Here is a 19,479-nt window from a genome sequence, read left to right as displayed (position 1 = left end):
TGCGGGCGCCCAGCACTGGATGCCGATATTACTTGCCGGCCGCAAGCCCATTGCCGGATTGGCAACAGGCCGCAACGGGTAGCGATCAGACGCTGAGCAGCAAACGCTGGGGATCTTCAAGCGCTTCTTTCATGGCCACCAGGGCCAGAACCGCTTCGCGACCATCAATGATGCGGTGATCGTAGGACAGCGCCAGGTAGTTCATTGGACGGATCACAACCTGGCCGTTTTCGGCCACCGGACGCTCTTTGGTGGCATGGATACCCAGGATGGCCGACTGAGGCGGATTGATGATGGGTGTAGACAGCATCGATCCAAACACCCCACCGTTGGAAATGGAGAAGGTGCCACCGGTAAGTTCGTCGAGGGTGAGCTTGCCATCCTGAGCCCGGCGACCAAAATCAGCAATCTGCTTTTCGATGTCGGCCAGCGACATTTGATCGGCGTTGCGCAAGATAGGTACCACCAACCCACGGGGGCTGCCCACGGCCACGCCAATATCAAAATAGCCGTGATAAACGATATCTTTGCCATCAACCGAGGCATTGACCACCGGATAGCGCTTGAGCGCAGCCACAGCGGCCTTGACAAAGAAGGAGGTGAAGCCCAGCTTCACGCCGTGCTCTTTTTCGAAGACCTCTTTGTACTTTTTACGCAGATCCATGATGGCCTGCATATTGACCTCGTTGAAGGTCGTCAGGATGGCGTTTTCGGATTGCGACTGGATGAGACGCTCGGCCACACGGGCACGCAGACGACTCATGGGCACTCGCTGTTCGGCGCGGCCATCCAGGTTGACGGGTACCGGCGCAGACGGCGCAACAGCGGCAGGCTTGGCTGAGGCAGCCATCGCGTCACCCTTGGTGACACGGCCATCGCGGCCTGAACCTTGCACAGAGGCAGGATCAACGCCTTTTTCAGAGAGGATCTTGCCAGCGGCCGGAGACGCTACCGAGGAAGACTTGGCGGCAGCCGGCGCAGCGGCGGCAGCAGGGGCCGCCGCAGGTGCGGCTTCTTCGGCTTTGGCAGGCGCCGCAGCAGCGGCCGCCTTGGCGTCCGTATCGATACGGGCCAGGACTTCGCCTGCCGTAACCGTGCTGCCATCGCCCTTGACGATTTCTGCAAGCACGCCACCTGCCGGCGCAGGCACCTCGAGCACGACCTTGTCGGTTTCTACCTCGATCAGAATCTCATCGACTTCGACGGCCTCGCCCGGCTGCTTTTTCCAGTTGAGCAAGGTGGCTTCGGAGATGGATTCGGAGAGTTGAGGAACGAGAACTTCGGTAATAGCCATGGTGATTGTTTTCCGTTTATCTGTCTTTGAATGAGTGGGTTTACTTGATCAGCGAGAAGCTTTTCAGCTTGGGCGAAAAGGCCTGCTCGATCAGGGCATGCTGCTGCTCTTGGTGTTTGGCCAAGTAGCCCACAGCCGGCGATGCCGAGGCCGCACGGCCGGCGTAACCCAGCTTCTGGCCATCATTCATATTCTCGTACAGGTGATGCTGTACATAGAACCACGGCCCCTGATTTTGCGGCTCATCTTGAACCCACACCAGCTCTTTGGCGTTCTCGTATTTCTGGATCTCTGCCTGGAACGCCTTGTGCGCAAAGGGATACAGCTGCTCGATACGGAAGATGGCCACATCCTTGCGATTTTGCTCGTCGCGGGCATGGACAAGATCGTAGTAAACCTTGCCCGAGCACACCAGTACGCGCTTGACGTCAGCGGGCACGATATCGGCGTTAACTTCGCCGATGACCGGTTGGAACGTGCCTGTGGCGAGGTCTTCGAGGGGTGAGGCGGCAGCCTTGTTGCGCAGCAGCGACTTGGGCGTAAAGATGACCAATGGCTTGCGAAACGGGCGAATCATCTGCCGACGCAGCACGTGGAAGATCTGCGCACCGCTAGTGGGCTGAACCACCTGCATATTGTTATCGGCACACAGCTGCAAGAAGCGCTCGACCCGGGCCGAGGAGTGCTCGGGGCCTTGGCCTTCGTAGCCATGCGGCAACATCAGTGTAAGCCCGCAGGCGCGGCCCCACTTGGCTTCACCCGAGGCGATGAACTGATCGATCACGACCTGTGCACCGTTGGCGAAATCGCCAAACTGGGCTTCCCAGATCGTGAGGATGTTGGGCTCGGCCGTGGCATAGCCGTATTCGAAACCCAGCACAGCGGCTTCGGACAAGACTGAATCAATTACGGTAAACGAGGCCTGATTGTCGGACACGTTTTGCAGCGGGATGTAGCTGCCAGCATCCCAGCGCTCACGTTTTTGATCATGCAAAACCGCGTGCCGATGAGAGAAGGTACCCCGACCCGAATCCTGGCCCGTGATACGGATGGCATAGCCATTGGCTACTAGTGTGGCAAATGCCAGGTGTTCGCCCATACCCCAATCGATGGGGTGCTCGCCGCGCGCCATGGCCAGACGATCGTTGAGCAACTTGTTGACCAGTGGATGCACGGTGAAATCGGTCGGCACCTGGGTGAGCTTTTCGCCGATGCGGGTAAGCTCGGTGAGTGGCACACCAGTATCGGCGTGGTCTGTCCACTTGGCCCCCAGAAACGGCGACCAATCGGTGGCGTATTTGTTTTTGTAGTCGGTGAGCACGGGCTCGACGGTGCGCTGACCGTCTTCCATCAACTGGCGGTAATCCTTGACCATTTGGTCGGGTTCACCGTCGGCCAGCGTACCCTGGGCCACCAGGCGATCCGCGTACAGCTTGCGCGTGCCGGGGTGCTTGCCGATGCTTTTGTACATCAACGGCTGAGTAAGAGACGGGGTGTCTTGCTCGTTATGGCCCAGCTTGCGAAAACAGACGATGTCGACCACGACATCGTGGCCAAACTCTTGGCGGTAATCCAATGCCATCTGCGTGGCAAACACCACAGCTTCGGGATCGTCGCCATTGACGTGAAACACCGGGGCTTCGATCATCTTGACCACGTCGGTGCAATACAGGGTAGAACGTGTGTCGCGAGGATCAGAGGTGGTAAAGCCAATCTGGTTATTGATGACGATGTGCAAGGTGCCGCCGGTGCCGAAGCCGCGGGTTTGTGCCAGATTGAGGGTTTCCATCACTACCCCCTGGCCTGCAAACGCAGCATCGCCGTGCACCAGCACTGGCAAGACCTGATCGCCTTTCTCGTCGCTGCGGCGATCTTGCCGGGCACGCACACTGCCCTCTACCACCGGATTGACGATCTCGAGGTGGGAGGGGTTGAAGGCCAACGACAAATGCAGTGGGCCGCCCCGGGTGGAGAGGTCGCTGGAAAAACCGTTGTGATATTTGACGTCGCCGTCGCTAAGCGCCTGGACGTGCTTGCCTTCGAACTCTGCGAAGAGGTCGCCGGGCATCTTGCCCATGATGTTGACCAGCAGGTTGAGGCGGCCGCGGTGGGCCATGCCCACGACAATCTCTTGCACGCCGTTATCACCGGCATGGTTGACGACTTCGTCCATGGCAGCGATGAAGCTTTCGCCGCCTTCGAGGGAGAAGCGTTTTTGACCCACATACTTGGTGTGCAGGAAACGCTCGAGGCCTTCGGCTTCGGTAACTTGACGCAGAATATTGCGTTTTTGTTCGACGGTGTATTCGGGCACACCCAGGGTGGATTCGAGGCGCTCTTGAATCCAGCGTTTGACGGCCGGATCAGAAATATGCATGAACTCGACACCGATATTGCGACAGTACGTATCCTGCAGTGCTTTCAGGATGTCCCGCATGGTCATCGTGTCGGCTTTGGTGAAATACGTATTGGTAGCCGAGTAGATTTGATCGAGGTCGGCTTCGGTAAGACCGTAAAAGCCTGGATCGAGCTCGGGAATATCAGGACGGTCGCGGCGTTTCAGCGGATCAAGCTGGGCGATGCGTGCGCCTAACGAGCGATACGCCGCAATAATGGACTGGACATAAACCTGCTTGCCGGCAACAGCCAGGGCTTGATCGGATGCCTGTGCAGGACGAATCTGAAAGGAGTTTTCGCGCGCGCGCTGGGCAAACGACGCCACAATGGGTGCATGAGCTTGGTCGCGGGTGGCTTCGCGGCCATCGGCCGCCGGCTGGTGTTGCAGTTGGTCAAAGTAGCTGCGCCACTGATCCGGGATGGATCCCGGATTATCGAGATAGGACTCGTAGAGTGCTTCGACATAAGGCGCATTAGCGCCAAAAAGATAGGAGTTAGACTGGAATTCTTGTTCCGTGGACATTGTGCGCTTCACCTGGCGGGTGCTTCACCCGAACGATGCAGATTGAAAAACCTTCCGCGACTCGGCCAGGCCGATAAGCGGATAGCAGAGGCAGAAGGCTAGTGTACGACGCCTTGCATAAGCCGTATTAAGGCTAAAGTATACGCGTGTTACCACGCAGGTATAAACTGATCGGCCCAAAACGCTGGTTCTATGCCGCTTTTCACAAGATTGGCGTTGGTATTATCAAACACTTGCACGGATCAGTCTCAGCCCTCACTGATCACGACAGCACCATATCAATAAAACCGCTGGAGCAATTGCAATCATGGATTTAAAAGATCAACGTGCCAAAATGGCCCTCGATTATCACGCCTTTCCCGTTCCCGGGAAAATCTCGGTTGTCCCCACCAAGCCGCTGGCAAACCAGGATGACCTCTCTCTTGCCTACTCGCCGGGCGTTGCCACTGCCAGCATGGCTATCCATGCCGAAGGCGAAGCCGCTGCCGCCCGATATACCTCGCGCGCCAATTTGGTTGGTGTCGTCACCAACGGCACCGCTGTGCTGGGCCTGGGCAATATCGGCCCCATGGCGGCCAAGCCCGTGATGGAAGGCAAAGGCTGCCTATTCAAGAAATTTGCCGGCATCGACGTCTTTGATATTGAACTCGACGAGCACGACCCCGACAAGCTGGTGGATATCATCGCGGCGCTCGAGCCTACCCTGGGTGGCGTCAACCTCGAGGACATCAAGGCCCCCGAGTGCTTCTACATCGAGAAAAAGCTGCGCGCACGCATGAAAATCCCGGTGTTTCACGACGACCAGCACGGAACAGCCATTATTTCGTCGGCCGCCATTCTGAATGGCCTGAAGGTTGTCGGCAAAAAAATCAGTGAAGTAAAACTGGTGTGCTCGGGCGCCGGTGCGGCCGCCATTGCCTGTCTGGATCTTCTGGTCAAGCTGGGCATATCACAAAAAAACATCTATGTGGTGGATTCACGCGGCGTCATCTGGCAAGGGCGTGACGAGCACATGGAGCCCAACAAGGCCCGTTACTCGCAACAAACGGATGCCCGTACCTTGGCTGATGTTTGCAAGGATGCAGATGTCTTTCTGGGTTGCTCTGCCCCGGGCGTACTGACGCAGGATATGGTTCGCAGCATGGCGGATCGCCCCATGATCCTGGCGCTGGCCAACCCCGACCCCGAGATCCTGCCTGAAGACGCCAAGGCCGCCCGCCCCGACTGCATCATGGCCACCGGCCGCTCGGATTATCCCAACCAGGTCAATAACGTCCTGTGTTTCCCCTTTATATTCAGGGGTGCCCTGGATTGCGGGGCCACTGTCATCAACGAAGAGATGAAACTGGCCTGCGTAAAAGCCATCGCCGAGCTTGCCGAGGCGGAAAGCAGCGCCGAGGTTGCAGGTGCCTATGCCGATGAAGACCTGACGTTTGGCCCCGAATACATCATCCCCAAGCCCTTCGATCCACGCCTGATCCTCAAGATTGCACCGGCTGTGGCCGAAGCCGCCGCCGCCTCCGGCGTGGCACGCCGCCCGATCGAAGATATGGACGCCTATCGGCAGTCGCTGATGAGCATCGTCTACCACTCCGGTCAGTTGATGCGGCCGCTATTTCATCAGGCAAAATCGGCACCCAAGCGGGTTATCTACGCAGACGGCGAAGACGAGCGCGTACTGCGCGCAGCCCAGACAGTGCTGGACGAAGGCATTGCCCAGCCTGTGCTGGTGGGGCGCCCCGCCGTCATCGAGATGCGCATCCAGAAATTTGGCCTGCGCCTGGTGCCGGGCAAAAACATCGAAATCGTCAACCCCGAAGACGACGACCGGTTTAATGAAACCTGGAGCGCCTACTACAAGCTTCGCGGCCGCGAAGGCGTTACACCCGACATCGCCAAGGCGATGGTGCGCAAGCACAACTCACTGATTGGCGTAATGTTGCTGCAACGCGGCGATGTAGACGCCATGATTTGCGGCGTGGGCAGCCGCTTTGATAACCAGCTGAAATACGTCGAAGAAGTGATCGGGCTGAAATCCGGCGCCGGCACCTATGCCGCCATGAACGTCCTGATGCTGCCCACGCAGACGCTCTTTATCTGCGACACCCACGTCAACGAAGACCCCTCGGCCGAGCAAATCGCCGATATGACCATCCTTGCCGCCGAGGAAGTTCGCCGCTTTGGCGTGGTACCCAAGGTGGCCTTGCTGTCCCATTCCAACTTCGGCAGCCGTCCAACAGCCTCATCACGCAAAATGGCACTGGCCCGTCAGTTGATTGCTACAAAAGCACCAGACCTCGAAGTGGACGGCGAGATGCACGCAGACTCAGCGCTGTCAGAAGCAACGCGCACCAAGGCCTATCCCGACACCACCCTGAAGGGTCCGGCCAATCTGCTGATCACTCCCAACCTGGATGCCGGCAACATCACCTACAACATGCTCAAGATGACGGGCAGTCATGGCGTGGCCATGGGCCCGGTGTTGCTAGGGGCAGCCCGCCCGGTTCATATCCTTACCACCAGCTCGACGGTGCGCCGGATTGTGAACATGACGGCACTGGCCGTGGTGGATGCCCAGCAAGAGGCCACCCAAGCCGCTTCAGGCCGGTAACACCAAGGCTTCAATCTCGTTGAACAGCGCACGCGGCACGGCAATTCCGTGCTCGCGGCTGCGTGCGCGAGCGGCAAATCGCCGCTGGGACGGCAGCCGGGCACCCTGGCCTTCGATAGCGGCAAACAAGCGCTCCGCCCGTGCTATGGCGGTATCCCGATCTCCAAAGACAGCAGGATCAAACGCCAGGATCAATTCGCCATGGCGCGGCGACGCCCCCTGCCCGCCATCAAATGCCAAAGACTCCAGACTGAGCCAGTCGCCAATCAGGGCGCCGGCCAAAAGTTCCACCATCGTGGACAAGGCAGAGCCCTTGTGTCCACCAAAGGTCAGCATGGCACCGGCCATCACGGCCAGGGGATCCGTAGAGGGCTGCCCTTGTTCATCCACGCCACAGGCAGCAGGCAAAGCACTGCCTGCACGGCGATGCAGTTCGAGGTCGCCTCGCGCAATGGCACTGGTGGCGAGGTCGAACACATAGGGATCCGTACCAGGCCGCGGCCAGCCAAAGGCGATAGGATTGGTGCCCAGCGTGGGCCCACGCCCGCCTGCCGGCGCCACCCAGGCATGGCTGGGGGTAAGCGCCAAAGCCGCCAAGCCACGGTCTGTCAAGGCTTCGATCTCGGGCCAAAGGGCCGAGAAATGCACGCAATGCCGGATGACCAGTGCCGCCAGGCCGTGGCTGCGTGCGCTTGCGGCCAGGGGCTCAAGACCACATTCGAACGCCAGCGGTGCAAAGCCGCCGTCGGCCTCTACCTTCACGATGGCACCAGTGCTCTCAAGCACCTGGGGCTGGGCTTGCAAGTTGACCTTCCCAAGGCTAATGGTGCGCACCACATCCAGGATGCGGTAGATCCCGTGAGATTGGCAATCATCCCGTTGCCCGGCCAGCACCACCCGGGTAATGGCTGCCGCATGGGCCTCATCCAGGCCATGCTGATGCAGCACGCGTTTGCATAGGGCTTCGATTTCAGCAGGATCCAGGTACAGCAAATCAGACATGTGGGTCTCCGGAGGGCAATAAAAAGACGGGCACGTCACCGTGCCCGTCTTTTAACAGATATACGTGTGAAAGTTATTTCACATTGCGTACCGCCGCGCCCGTGTACAACTGACGCGGACGCCCGATCTTGTAGTTGGGATCAGACAGCATTTCGTTCCATTGGGCAATCCAGCCCACTGTACGGGCCAGCGCAAAGATGGCCGTAAACAGCGAGGTCGGGATACCGATGGCGCGCTGAACGATGCCTGAGTAGAAGTCGACGTTGGGGTACAGCTTGCGCTCGACGAAGTACTTGTCTTCGAGTGCAATGCGTTCGACTTCCATGGCCAGCTTGAACAAGGGATCGTTGTGCAAGCCCAGCGCATCCAGCACTTCGCGGCAGGTTTCCTGCATCATCGTGGCGCGGGGATCGTGGTTTTTATAGACACGATGACCAAAGCCCATCAGACGCACGCCGGAGTTCTTGTCCTTGACCTTTTCCATGAACTCGCCAACCTTGGCGACGCCTCCGTTGGCCTGGAGTGTTTCGAGCATGTTCAGGCAGGCTTCGTTGGCACCACCGTGCGCCGGGCCCCACAGGCACGCCACACCTGCTGCAATGGCAGCAAACGGGTTGGTGCCCGAAGAACCGCACAGACGTACAGTGGACGTGGACGCATTTTGCTCGTGGTCGGCATGCAAAATAAAGATGCGATCCAACGCACGCTCGACGACATCGTTGACTTTATAGTCATCGCACGGCGTGGCAAACATCATACGCAGGAAATTACCCGTATAGGACAGGTTATTTTGCGGATAGATGAAGGGCTGGCCCAGCGAATGCTTGTAGGCCATGGCCACCAGCGTGGGCATCTTGGCGATCAGGCGAATCGCGGAAACCTCGCGATGATGCGGATCAGTGATGTCGGTGGAATCATGGTAGAACGCCGACAAGGCGCCCACCAGGCCCGTCAGCACAGCCATCGGATGTGCATCCCGGCGGAAGCCCTGCAAGAACTTGTGCATCTGCTCGTGCACCAGCGTGTGGTGGGTGACCAGATCATCAAACGTCTGTTTTTGCTCGCCGTTGGGCAGCTCGCCGTTCATGATCAGGTAGCAGACGGTCAGGAAATCACAATTTTGTGCCAGCTGATCGATGGGGTAGCCGCGATACAGCAACTGCCCTTTCTCACCATCGATAAAGGTAATGGCGGATTCGCAGGATGCGGTGGCCAGGAAACCGGGATCGTAAGTAAACATGCCCGTCTGGCTGTACAACTTGCGAATATCGATGACATTGGGGCCTACCGTGCCCTGATACACGGGAAAGTCAACCGACGGACTACCGTCGGAAAACGATAGCGTGGCCTTATTTTCGGATAGCTGCATGTGATTTTCCTTAAAGTTACAGCGCCTTCATTTGCTCGACCAGACGACGGATGTCCGGGGTGTCATAGACACCGGAAACCTCCGTCCGCCCCAGAAGGACATCGAGCAATTCGTTGTCGCCCATTTCAAATAGCTGTGTCAGTGCCCGTACGTCAGCCTCGGACAACTGCGTCTCGAAGGTATCCAGGAAACGCGTGATGATGAGGTCGTTTTCGAGCAGACCGCGGCGCGCCCGCCAACGCAGGCGCGCGCGATCAAGATCTGTGAGATCGCCAGACATGCGGAAACCTAAACCGTACGCCGAACAAGCATTTCCTTGATCTTGCCGATGGCTGCCGAGGGATTCAGCCCCTTCGGACAGACTTCGGTACAGTTCATGATCGTGTGGCAGCGGAACAGGCGATAGGGATCTTCGAGATCGTCGAGACGCTCGCCGGTGGCGCGGTCGCGGGAGTCGGCGATAAAGCGATAGGCTTGCAGCAAGCCGGCCGGCCCCACAAATTTATCGGGATTCCACCAGAACGACGGGCAGGCGGTTGAACAGCACCCACACAAAATGCATTCGTACAGGCCGTTAAGCTCTTCGCGCTCTTCGGGAGACTGCAGGCGCTCTTTTTCGGGAGGCGGCTCGTCGTTGATCAGGTACGGTTTGATCGAGTGGTACTGCTCGTAGAAGAACGTCATGTCCACGATCAGATCACGCACCACCGGCAGGCCGGGTAGCGGCTTGAGGACGATGGGCTCGGAGAGCGTCAGCAGGTTGGTGGTGCACGCCAGGCCGTTATGGCCGTTGATGTTCATTGCATCCGAACCGCAGACGCCTTCGCGACACGAACGGCGCAGCGCCAGGCTGTCGTCCACCTCGTTTTTGATGCGCAGGATGGCGTCCAGCAGCATCTTGTCGGAGGGCTGGAGCTCGACCTCGAGCTTTTGCATGTACGGGCGCTCGTCCTTGTCTGGGTCGTAGCGATAGATTTCGAATTTGACGATACGTTTAGTCATGACGGTGTCCGGATTAGAAAGTCCGCGCCTTGGGCGGAATGGTGTCGACGGTCAGGGGCTTCATGCGCACAGGCTTGTAGTCGAGCCGATTATCGGGAGCAAACCACAGGGTATGCTTGAGCCAGTTGACGTCATCACGCTCGGGATATTCGTCGAGGGCATGCGCGCCACGGGATTCGAGGCGGTTGGCAGCCGACTTGGAAGTGGCACGGGCCACTTCGATCATGTTGGTGACTTCGAGGGCCTCAAGGCGTGCCGTGTTGAACACCTTGGACTTGTCTGCGAAATACATGTTTTCGATTTCGGGCACCAGGCTGTTGATGACTTGTTCGCCCTCTTTGAGCTTGTCGAGCTTGCGGAACACACCATAGTGGCTTTGCATGGCCTGCTGCATCTTGTGCACGACATCCTGGGGCTTTTCGCCAGAGGTGCGCGACTCGAGACGATTGACGCGATCCAGCGAGGCCTCGATGTCGGTATCCGGCAAAACGGCATGGCTGTGCTGCTTCTCGGGGTGTTGTGCCACGATGAAGTTACCGGCAGACCGGCCAAACACGATCAGATCAAGCAGTGAGTTGGTACCCAGCCGGTTGGCACCGTGCACGGACGTGGCCGCGCACTCGCCAATGGCATACAGCCCGTTGACTACTTTTTCTTCGCCGTTAACCAGCGTCATTACCTGCCCGTGATAGTTGGCGGGGATGCCACCCATCTGATAGTGAATGGTGGGCACCACGGGGATGGGATCCTTGATGGGATCGATATTGGCAAACTTGATGGCAATTTCGCGAATCGACGGCAGGCGCTTCATGATGGTTTCTGCGCCCAGGTGATCCAGCTTGAGCAGCACGTGGCTGCCGTCGCCACAGCCGCGGCCTTCTTTGATTTCCTGGTCCATCGAGCGGGAGACGAAGTCGCGTGGGGCAAGATCTTTAAGCTGAGGTGCGTAGCGCTCCATGAAGCGCTCGCCATCCTTGTTAAGCAGGAAACCACCCTCGCCGCGCACGCCTTCGGTGATCAGCACGCCGGCGCCAGCCACCCCGGTGGGGTGAAACTGCCAGAACTCCATGTCTTGCAGCGGGATACCGGCACGCGCCGCCATGCCCAGGCCATCGCCTGTGTTGATGAAGGCGTTGGTGGTAGCTGCCCAGATGCGGCCTGCACCACCCGTGGCCAGCACCGTGTGCTTGGCTTCGAGGATGTAGATATCGCCGGTTTCCATTTCCATGGCGGTTACACCCAGCACATCACCGTCGTTGTTGCGCAGGAGATCCAGCGCCATCCATTCGACGAAGAAATTGGTGCGGGAGGCAACATTACGCTGATACAGCGTGTGCAGCATGGCGTGTCCGGTGCGGTCGGCCGCCGCACAGGCGCGCTGGACGGGTTTCTCGCCAAAGTGGGAAGTATGGCCGCCAAACGGACGCTGATAAATGGTGCCATCAGGGTTGCGGTCGAAGGGCATGCCGAAGTGCTCGAGCTCGTAGACGGCATTGGGGGCTTCGCGCACCATGAACTCGATGGAGTCTTGGTCGCCCAGCCAGTCGGAGCCCTTGACGGTATCGTACATGTGCCATTGCCAGTGGTCTTCGCTCATGTTGCCCAGTGACGCACTGACGCCGCCTTGGGCAGCCACGGTGTGTGAGCGGGTAGGAAATACTTTGGTCAGCACCGCAACGGTGAGGCCTGCATTGGACAGTTGCAGGGCGCAGCGCAGGCCGGCCCCGCCGGCGCCAACGACCACCACATCGAACTGGCGGCGTGGGATAGATTTGTTGACAGCAGCCACGTTAGAGACTCCAGAGAATTTTAGCGAAGAAGACCACGGCCGCGACCAGCCACAGGGCAGTCAGAACCTCCAGGAAGAGGCGCAGACCATCAGAATGGGCGTAATCCATCCAGATATCGCGCACACCTACCCAGGCATGCCAGGCCAGCGACAGAAAAGCCAGCGTGGCCAGCATTTGGCCCACCGGCAGCGTACCGATCGTGAAAGCAAAAAACGCGCGCCAGGTTTCAAAATCCAGGTTGGACACGAAAACGGCGTAAAGCACCAGGGCCAGGGTATACACCGCCATGATGACTGCGGTGGAGCGCTGGACGATGAAATCACGGGTGCCATAGTGTGCGCCCACAACCAGGCGCTTGCGACCAATGCGTTCTTTTGTCATTACCAGACTCCAAAGAGTTTCAAACCGAACACCACGGTAAGGCCCAGGGCAACGCCAATTACCAGGGCGCCAGAGCGCTGCGAGGCTTCGCGGTTGTGGCCGATGTGAAGATCGAGGGTGAGATAGCGGATGCCTGCGCAGAAGTGGTGAAAATATCCCCACATCAACACCAGCAACACCACCTTACAGGCTGGGTTGGCAACCCATTCTTTCATGGTGGCAAAGGTGTCTGGCGACTGCACGCTTTGCGCAAACAGCGGAACCAGAATCACTGGCAGCGCCAAAAACAGCAACGCGCCGCTGATACGGTGCAGAATGGAAGCTTTGCCTGCGGGCGGCAGCTTGTAGCTCATGAGGTCGGCTAACCCCAAGTTACGAAACTGCGGACGCGGCTTTGTGGCTGACTCAGACATGATGGCCTCGTAGTTAAAAATAGGTTGGATTCAGGAGATCAATTAGTATTTTCGCCGATCTTGGAATCAATTCAAACTGTTTCGGTAATGGTGGCGCTCGGTCACGTAGTGCCCCCGGCGTAATTCCATAGGACGATCACCATAGGTATAGGCAATGCGTTCTACCTGCAGCAACGGGCTGCCGGCCGAAACTTGCAATAACGTTGCTTGGGCGTCGGTGGCTGCCACCGCCCGGATTTTTTCTTCGGCGCGCACCATGCTGACGCCAAACTCGGTTTCAAACAAGGCGTAGACCGGGCCGCGATATTTCTGCAAGAACTCGAGCGTCAGGCCTTTGAAAGCACTGCCTGGCAGCCAGATATCGTCGAGAATGGTGGGGATTTCGTTGAAAGACAGCACGCGGCGCATGTTGACGACTGCATCACCCGCCCGCAAATCAAGGGCAGCCGCAATTTCGGCCGAAGCCTTGGTGCGGCGGCAATCAAGGATTTCGCTGCTGGAAGCCGCGGCCAGGCCGTCGTCGGGGGCCAAACGCAAAAAACGGTAACGGACACGGGCCTCGTTGTGGGTCGCCACAAAAGTGCCTTTTCCCTGACGACGGATCAGCAGATTATCGGCTGCGAGTTCGTCGATGGCCTTGCGCACGGTACCCTGGCTGACCTGAAAACGGGAAGCAAGCTCGAGTTCGCTGGGGATGGATTCGCCGGGTTTCCATTCGCCACGGTCCAGGCCCTGAAGGATCAAGCCCTTGATTTGCTGATACAAAGGGCTGAACGCAGCGCTGTGTGACGCGCGCCCTGAAGGCTGCTGACGATCAATCTGGGAAGTATCGGACATGTCGGCGAACGCGCCGCAAGGCGGCCCATGCTACAAAATGGAACTTCAGCATTTTCGCATTTCCCTGCCCGGATGTCTAATACTCTTGTGTCTTATATAAGATATAAGACTCTTGACTCTGGCAGATGAAATACACTACTCTTTTCGGCGATTTCGCACACACCGGATACCCCTTTCATCCTATCGGAGATTCACTATGTCCAAACCCGCCATGCGCGTCGCCATTACTGGCGCTGCCGGCCAGATCGGTTACGCCTTGCTGTTTCGCATCGCCTCAGGCGAAATGCTCGGTAAGGATCAACCCGTCATCCTGCAACTGCTGGAAATTCCGGACGAAAGAGCACAAAAAGCCTTGCAAGGCGTCATGATGGAGCTTGAAGATTGCGCGTTTCCGTTGCTGGCCGGCATGTCGGCCCACAGCGACCCCCGCACAGCTTTCAAAGACGCAGACGTTGCCCTGCTGGTCGGTGCACGCCCCCGCAGCAAGGGGATGGAGCGCGCCGATCTGCTGCAGGTTAATGCCCAGATCTTCACAGCGCAAGGCAAGGCACTCAATGAAGTCGCCAGCCGCAATGTCAAAGTGCTGGTGGTGGGCAACCCCGCCAACACCAACGCCTACATCGCCATGAAATCGGCTCCCGATCTGCCGGCCAAGAATTTCACCGCCATGCTGCGCCTGGATCACAATCGCGCGCTTTCGCAGATTGCCACCAAAACCGGCAAGCCTGTGGCCGACATCGAAAAACTGGTGGTATGGGGCAATCACTCGCCCACCATGTACCCCGACACGCGCTTTGCCACCATCGGCGGCCAGGCCGTGCAAGCCCTGGTCAACGACGACGCCTGGATTCGCGACACGTTCATTCCCAAGGTAGGCAAGCGCGGCGCAGCCATCATCGAAGCCCGCGGCCTGTCCTCGGCAGCCTCTGCAGCCAATGCAGCCATTGATCACATCCACGACTGGGTGCTGGGCAGCAACGGCAAATGGGTCACCATGGGCATCCCGTCCGACGGCTCGTATGGCATTCCCGAAGGCATCATTTATGGTGTACCGGTTACCACCGCCAACGGCGAATACACCCGTATCAGCGGCCTTGAAATCGACGCATTCTCGCGCGAACGCATGGATCACACGCTCAACGAGCTGCTCGAAGAACGTGACGGCATCGCCAGTTTGTTGAAATAAGCAGTACCGCCGACACTGCAAACTGCGGCTGACCGCGTTTGCAGTGTCGGCGAATGTCCAGTCGATGACAGACACAGCTAAATTGCAGACGCAAAATCAGCCATATCGATTGGATCCCCCTCGGCCCTGAAGGGCTGATTTTGCCGCGCAATGGGTCTGCCCGGCGCGGCTGCTCACCAGAGAGTCGCTCATGACCCGTCCTGCATCTCCCGGCGCACTGCTGCGCCAAGCCCTCATCGAAGAATCCCCCCTGCAAATTATTGGCGCCATCAACGCCAACCATGCCTTGCTGGCCAAACGTGCCGGCTACAGGGCCATCTATCTGTCTGGTGGTGGCGTGGCGGCTGGTTCGCTGGGCCTGCCCGATCTGGGCATCAACACACTGGACGATGTCCTGACGGACATCCGCCGCATCACGGACGTCTGCGATGTGCCGCTGGTGGTGGATATCGATACTGGCTTCGGCCCTTCGGCCTTTAACATCGCCCGCACCATCAAATCCCTGATCAAGTTCGGCGCGGCCGGCTGCCACATCGAAGACCAGGTGGGTGCCAAACGTTGCGGACACCGTCCCGGCAAAGAGATTGTCAGCACCCAGGAGATGGCCGACCGCGTCAAGGCGGCTGCGGATGCCCGCACGGATTCCGACTTCTACCTGATCGCACGCACCGACGCGATTGCCGTAGCCGGGGTAGACGCCGCGCTGGAGCGCGCCCACGCCTGCGTTGAAGCCGGTGCCGACGCCATTTTTGCCGAGGCCTCATACGACCTGGAAACCTACCAGAAATTCTCCAGTAGCCTGCCGGTTCCGGTGCTAGCCAACATCACCGAGTTTGGCAAAACGCCGCTCTTTACCGTGCAAGAGCTGGCAGGCGCCGGTGTGGGCATGGTGCTCTACCCGCTGTCGGCTTTCCGGGCAATGAACAAAGCAGCCGAGGCCGTCTATACGGCCATCCGGCGCGACGGCCATCAGCACAATGTGGTCGACACCATGCAAACGCGCGAAGAACTCTACGATCGCATCGGCTACCATCAGTACGAAGCGCAGCTTGATGCATTGTTTCAGCAAGGCAAAGGCAAAGCCTGATCCCCCGCCGGCACCCCGACATTTCATCCCGTCACTCAAGGAGACCTCTGATGGCGACCAAAAAAACAGTTTCTGCAAAAAAACCTGCTGCGCCCAAGGCAGCCGCCCCGGCAGCTCCCACTACCCCTGTACCCGGTTTCAAACCCAAAAAATCCGTGGCACTTTCGGGCATCGTGGCCGGCAACACAGCCTTGTGCACGGTGGGGCGCAGCGGCAACGACCTCCACTACCGTGGCTACGACATCCTGGATATTGCAGACACCTGCGAGTTTGAAGAAGTCGCCCACCTGCTGATCCACGGCAAGCTGCCCACCAAGGCCGAGCTTCAGGCATACAAGGCCAAGCTGCGCAGCATGCGCGGGCTGCCGTTACAGGTGCAGATTGCCCTCGAGGCCTTGCCGGCAGCCAGCCACCCCATGGATGTGATGCGCACGGCTGCTTCGGTACTGGGTTGCGTGCTGCCCGAAAAAGACAACCACAATCTGCCGGATGCCCGTGACATCGCAGACCGCCTGATGGCCAGCCTGGGCTCTGCCCTGCTCTACTGGTATCACTACAGCCACAATGGCAAGCAGATCGACGTCGAAACCGACGACGACAGCATCGGCGGCCACTTCCTGCATCTGTTGCACGGCCAGGCCCCTTCCGACGAATGGATCCAGGCGATGCACACCTCGCTCATCCTGTACGCCGAGCATGAATTCAACGCCTCCACGTTTACGGGCCGCGTGATTGCCGGCACGGGCTCCGACATGTATTCGGCCATCACGGGCGCCATTGGCGCCTTGCGCGGGCCCAAGCACGGCGGCGCCAACGAGGTGGCCTTCGAGATCCAGAAACGCTACGACAACCCCGACGAGGCCGAAGCGGACATCCGCCGCCGCGTCGATGCCAAAGAGGTCGTCATTGGCTTTGGCCATCCGGTGTATACGGTATCCGACCCCCGCAACAAGGTCATCAAGGCTGTGGCCAAGCGTCTGTCCAAAACCGCGGGCTCTACCAAGATGTTTGATATTGCCGAACGCCTTGAATCCGTGATGTGGGACGCCAAGAAGATGTTCCCCAACCTGGATTGGTTCTCGGCCGTGTCGTACCACATGATGGGGGTCCCAACCGCAATGTTTACACCGCTGTTTGTGATTGCCCGCACGGCCGGCTGGTCTGCCCACATCATCGAGCAGCGCGTCGATAACAAGATCATTCGGCCAACCGCCAATTATGTGGGCCCCGAAGATCAGAAATTTGTCCCGCTGGCCAAGCGCAAGTAAGCCAGTTTGCATCAGCCGCAACTCTCTTAGGAACACTCATGTCTGCGACGATTTCCAATAAGCGTCCCCAACCCGATGCGGTGTTGGTGGACATTGTCGACTACGCCCTGAACTTCAAGATCGATAGCACCCTGGCGCTTGAAACAGCCCGCAACTGCCTGATCGATACACTGGGCTGCGGCCTCGAAGGCCTGGAATACCCGGCTTGCCGCAAACTGATGGGCCCGATCGTACCGGGTACGGTAGTGCCCAATGGCGCCAAAGTACCGGGCACGCAATTTCAGCTGGATCCTGTCCAGGCTGCATTCAATATCGGCTGCATGATCCGTTGGCTGGATTTCAACGATACGTGGCTGGCGGCCGAATGGGGCCATCCGTCGGATAACCTGGGCGGGATTCTGGCCGTGGCCGATTGGCTGTCGCGCAATGCGGTGGCGGCAGGCAAGGCGCCGCTAACCATGCGCACGGTGCTTGAAGGCATGATCAAGGCACACGAGATCCAGGGCTGCATTGCGCTCGAAAACTCGTTCAACAAGGTGGGCCTGGATCACGTGGTACTGGTCAAGGTGGCCTCTACTGCGGTGGTCTCGCAGATGCTGGGTCTGACTCGCGAAGAAACCATCAACGCGGTTTCCCTGGCCTGGGTAGACGGGCAAAGCCTGCGCACCTACCGTCACGCCCCCAACACAGGCAGCCGCAAGTCTTGGGCCGCGGGCGACGCCACCAGCCGTGCGGTGCGCCTGGCCTTGATGGCCCGCACCGGCGAGATGGGCTATCCGTCTGTACTGTCAGCGCCTGTATGGGGCTTTTACGATGTGCTGTTCAAGGGCCAGCCGTTCAAGTTCCAGCGTCCTTATGGCACGTACGTAATGGAAAACGTGCTGTTCAAGATTTCTTTCCCTGCAGAGTTCCACTCGCAAACGGCCGTAGAGTGCGCGATGGACATCCACGGCAAGCTGAAGGCCGCGGGCAAATCTGCAGAAGACATCAAGAAAATCACGATTCGCACGCACGAAGCCTGCATCCGGATTATCGACAAGAAGGGCCCGCTGCATAATCCCGCGGATCGCGACCACTGCATCCAGTACATGGTTGCGGTGCCTATCCTGTTTGGCCGCCTGACGGCTGCCGACTACGAGGATGGCATTGCTGCAGATCCACGCATCGACGCACTGCGCGACAAAATGGAGTGTGTGGAGGATCCCGCTTTCACCAAGGATTACCACGATCCAGAGAAGCGTTCGATCGCCAATGCACTGACGGTCGAGTTCAATGACGGCTCAAAACTGAACGAGATCGTCTGCGAGTATCCGATCGGCCACAAGCGCCGGCGGACAGACGGGATCCCGCTACTCGAAGCCAAATTCCGCAAGAATCTGGCGCGTCAGTTCCCGGAGCGTCAGCAGCAACGGATTCTGGATGTGTCGCTGGATCAGGCCACACTAGAGGCGATGCCGGTACACGAATACGTGGATTTGTATGTCATCTGATACGGGTAGCACTGTGCATCGTGCGATTCAGCACAATGAGGCTGAGCACCGCTTCGAGTATGTGGAAGAGGAACAGCTTTGTGTGCTGGATTACTCGCTTGACGGCACTGTAGCCGTATTTTTTCACACAGGTGTTCCGTCTGTTGTGGGCGGGCGCGGGATTGCAGCAGATCTGGTGCGCTATGGGCTGGAGACGGCACGGGCGCGCGGCTGGCAGGTGGTGCCCGAGTGCTCGTATGTGGATGCTTATATACGGCGACACTCCGAGTACCAGGATCTTGTCGCTGGGTAATTAGCGCTGGCTTTATCTGTTGTTTCAGGGCGCCTGGGGTTTTAGCCTCGGGCGCTTTTTTGCGGCGCCTGCTGCTTGCGGCGCCTGAGAGGAGGGTGGGGAGTGGCTGCGCCAGACAGCGGTCCGGCCCTTGGCCGGACTTCCCGGATCTTCCTCGTCCAGCGGGGCGGCCCGCGAACTCGGCTCGCTACGCGATCCTCAGACAGCGCGGGCCGACGCCCCCCCGCTTCCCTTCGGAAGCATCCGGCGCTGTCCGATTGCGCCGCCACTCCCCACCCTCCTCTCAGGCTCAGACCATGATCAGAGCGAGATGTTTAACCCCATTTCGTGGCGCTCAGCTCGGTGCGGCTTGCTGATCTCTGGCTTGCTGATCTCTGGCTTGCTGATTGGCTGACCTACTGGCTTGCCGATCTGTTGACTTGACGACCTGTTGACCTGCTGGCGCCCCAAGCATGGGATTCAAGGTTCTAAGACGCCGCAATTCTCGTGGATCGATGCGGGAGGGTGCCTGGGGACACTGTTGGAGCCTACCACCAC

The 19,479-nt window shown here is 58.8% G+C and carries 16 protein-coding genes; 6 read left to right on the top strand and 10 right to left on the bottom strand.

Translation table 11 applies throughout. The features are described from left to right. Positions 1-85 precede the first annotated feature (85 nt). Complete coding sequence (gene odhB / locus WA928_RS06815) at positions 86-1,294, bottom strand: 2-oxoglutarate dehydrogenase complex dihydrolipoyllysine-residue succinyltransferase (protein WP_424301320.1); 1,209 nt, start codon at positions 1,292-1,294, stop codon at positions 86-88. Between the two features lie 40 nt (positions 1,295-1,334). Next, the gene (locus WA928_RS06810) at positions 1,335-4,214 is read right to left on the bottom strand and encodes a 2-oxoglutarate dehydrogenase E1 component (RefSeq protein WP_424301317.1); all 2,880 of its coding nucleotides are present in this window, start codon (positions 4,212-4,214) and stop codon (positions 1,335-1,337) included. A gap of 307 nt (positions 4,215-4,521) precedes the next feature. Here WA928_RS06810 and WA928_RS06805 point away from each other — a divergent pair, with 307 nt between their 5' ends. Then, complete coding sequence (locus WA928_RS06805) at positions 4,522-6,825, top strand: NADP-dependent malic enzyme (protein ID WP_424301314.1); 2,304 nt, start codon at positions 4,522-4,524, stop codon at positions 6,823-6,825. Here the strand turns inward: WA928_RS06805 and WA928_RS06800 are convergent. The 8 genes from WA928_RS06800 to WA928_RS06765 all read right to left on the bottom strand — a co-directional run bounded on the left by WA928_RS06800 (position 6,814) and on the right by WA928_RS06765 (position 13,619). Next, on the bottom strand, positions 6,814-7,827 hold the full coding sequence (locus tag WA928_RS06800) for an Ldh family oxidoreductase (protein WP_424301311.1): 1,014 nt from the start codon (positions 7,825-7,827) through the stop codon (positions 6,814-6,816). The genes WA928_RS06805 and WA928_RS06800 overlap by 12 nt on opposite strands. Before the next feature lie 73 nt (positions 7,828-7,900). After that, positions 7,901-9,196 (bottom strand): citrate synthase, encoded by a 1,296-nt coding sequence (gene gltA / locus WA928_RS06795; protein ID WP_424301308.1) that lies wholly within the window; start codon positions 9,194-9,196, stop codon positions 7,901-7,903. Between the two features lie 16 nt (positions 9,197-9,212). Beyond that, the gene (locus WA928_RS06790) at positions 9,213-9,476 is read right to left on the bottom strand and encodes a succinate dehydrogenase assembly factor 2 (RefSeq protein WP_424301305.1); all 264 of its coding nucleotides are present in this window, start codon (positions 9,474-9,476) and stop codon (positions 9,213-9,215) included. 8 nt (positions 9,477-9,484) lie between these two features. Next, positions 9,485-10,198 (bottom strand): succinate dehydrogenase iron-sulfur subunit, encoded by a 714-nt coding sequence (locus tag WA928_RS06785; RefSeq protein ID WP_417251496.1) that lies wholly within the window; start codon positions 10,196-10,198, stop codon positions 9,485-9,487. 13 nt (positions 10,199-10,211) lie between these two features. Continuing rightward, positions 10,212-11,987, bottom strand: coding sequence for a succinate dehydrogenase flavoprotein subunit (sdhA, locus tag WA928_RS06780; protein ID WP_424301301.1), 1,776 nt, complete (start codon positions 11,985-11,987; stop codon positions 10,212-10,214). A gap of 1 nt (position 11,988) precedes the next feature. Then, complete coding sequence (gene sdhD, locus WA928_RS06775; protein ID WP_350380669.1) at positions 11,989-12,369, bottom strand: succinate dehydrogenase, hydrophobic membrane anchor protein; 381 nt, start codon at positions 12,367-12,369, stop codon at positions 11,989-11,991. Continuing rightward, positions 12,369-12,782: a succinate dehydrogenase, cytochrome b556 subunit gene (gene sdhC / locus WA928_RS06770; protein ID WP_350380667.1), complete on the bottom strand. Its 414-nt coding sequence runs from the start codon at positions 12,780-12,782 to the stop codon at positions 12,369-12,371. The genes sdhD and sdhC overlap by 1 nt, the downstream gene beginning before the upstream one ends. A gap of 66 nt (positions 12,783-12,848) precedes the next feature. Then, positions 12,849-13,619 carry a GntR family transcriptional regulator gene (locus WA928_RS06765; protein ID WP_350380665.1) on the bottom strand — a complete coding sequence of 257 codons (771 nt, stop codon included), beginning with the start codon at positions 13,617-13,619 and terminating at the stop codon, positions 12,849-12,851. 196 nt (positions 13,620-13,815) lie between these two features. On the opposite strand from WA928_RS06765, the gene WA928_RS06760 reads away from it, so the two are divergent. The 5 genes from WA928_RS06760 (at position 13,816) to WA928_RS06740 (ending at position 18,942) form a co-directional block, all read left to right on the top strand. Next, positions 13,816-14,805: a malate dehydrogenase gene (locus tag WA928_RS06760; protein ID WP_350380663.1), complete on the top strand. Its 990-nt coding sequence runs from the start codon at positions 13,816-13,818 to the stop codon at positions 14,803-14,805. A 190-nt stretch (positions 14,806-14,995) separates the two neighbouring features. Further along, the gene (gene prpB, locus WA928_RS06755) at positions 14,996-15,892 is read left to right on the top strand and encodes a methylisocitrate lyase (RefSeq protein ID WP_350380661.1); all 897 of its coding nucleotides are present in this window, start codon (positions 14,996-14,998) and stop codon (positions 15,890-15,892) included. Positions 15,893-15,942: 50 nt separating this feature from the next. Continuing rightward, positions 15,943-17,160 (top strand): bifunctional 2-methylcitrate synthase/citrate synthase, encoded by a 1,218-nt coding sequence (gene prpC, locus WA928_RS06750; protein ID WP_424301295.1) that lies wholly within the window; start codon positions 15,943-15,945, stop codon positions 17,158-17,160. Between the two features lie 38 nt (positions 17,161-17,198). Next, positions 17,199-18,650 (top strand): bifunctional 2-methylcitrate dehydratase/aconitate hydratase, encoded by a 1,452-nt coding sequence (locus WA928_RS06745; protein WP_424301292.1) that lies wholly within the window; start codon positions 17,199-17,201, stop codon positions 18,648-18,650. Continuing rightward, positions 18,640-18,942, top strand: a complete 303-nt coding sequence (locus WA928_RS06740) for a GNAT family N-acetyltransferase (RefSeq protein WP_424301289.1) — start codon at positions 18,640-18,642, stop codon at positions 18,940-18,942. Before WA928_RS06745 ends, WA928_RS06740 begins: the two co-directional genes overlap by 11 nt. Positions 18,943-19,479 lie beyond the last annotated feature (537 nt).

The organism is Castellaniella sp. (genome assembly GCF_049651205.1).
Classification (GTDB): Bacteria; Pseudomonadota; Gammaproteobacteria; order Burkholderiales; family Burkholderiaceae_B; genus Castellaniella.
This window is presented reverse-complemented; position numbering and strand designations above follow the sequence as displayed.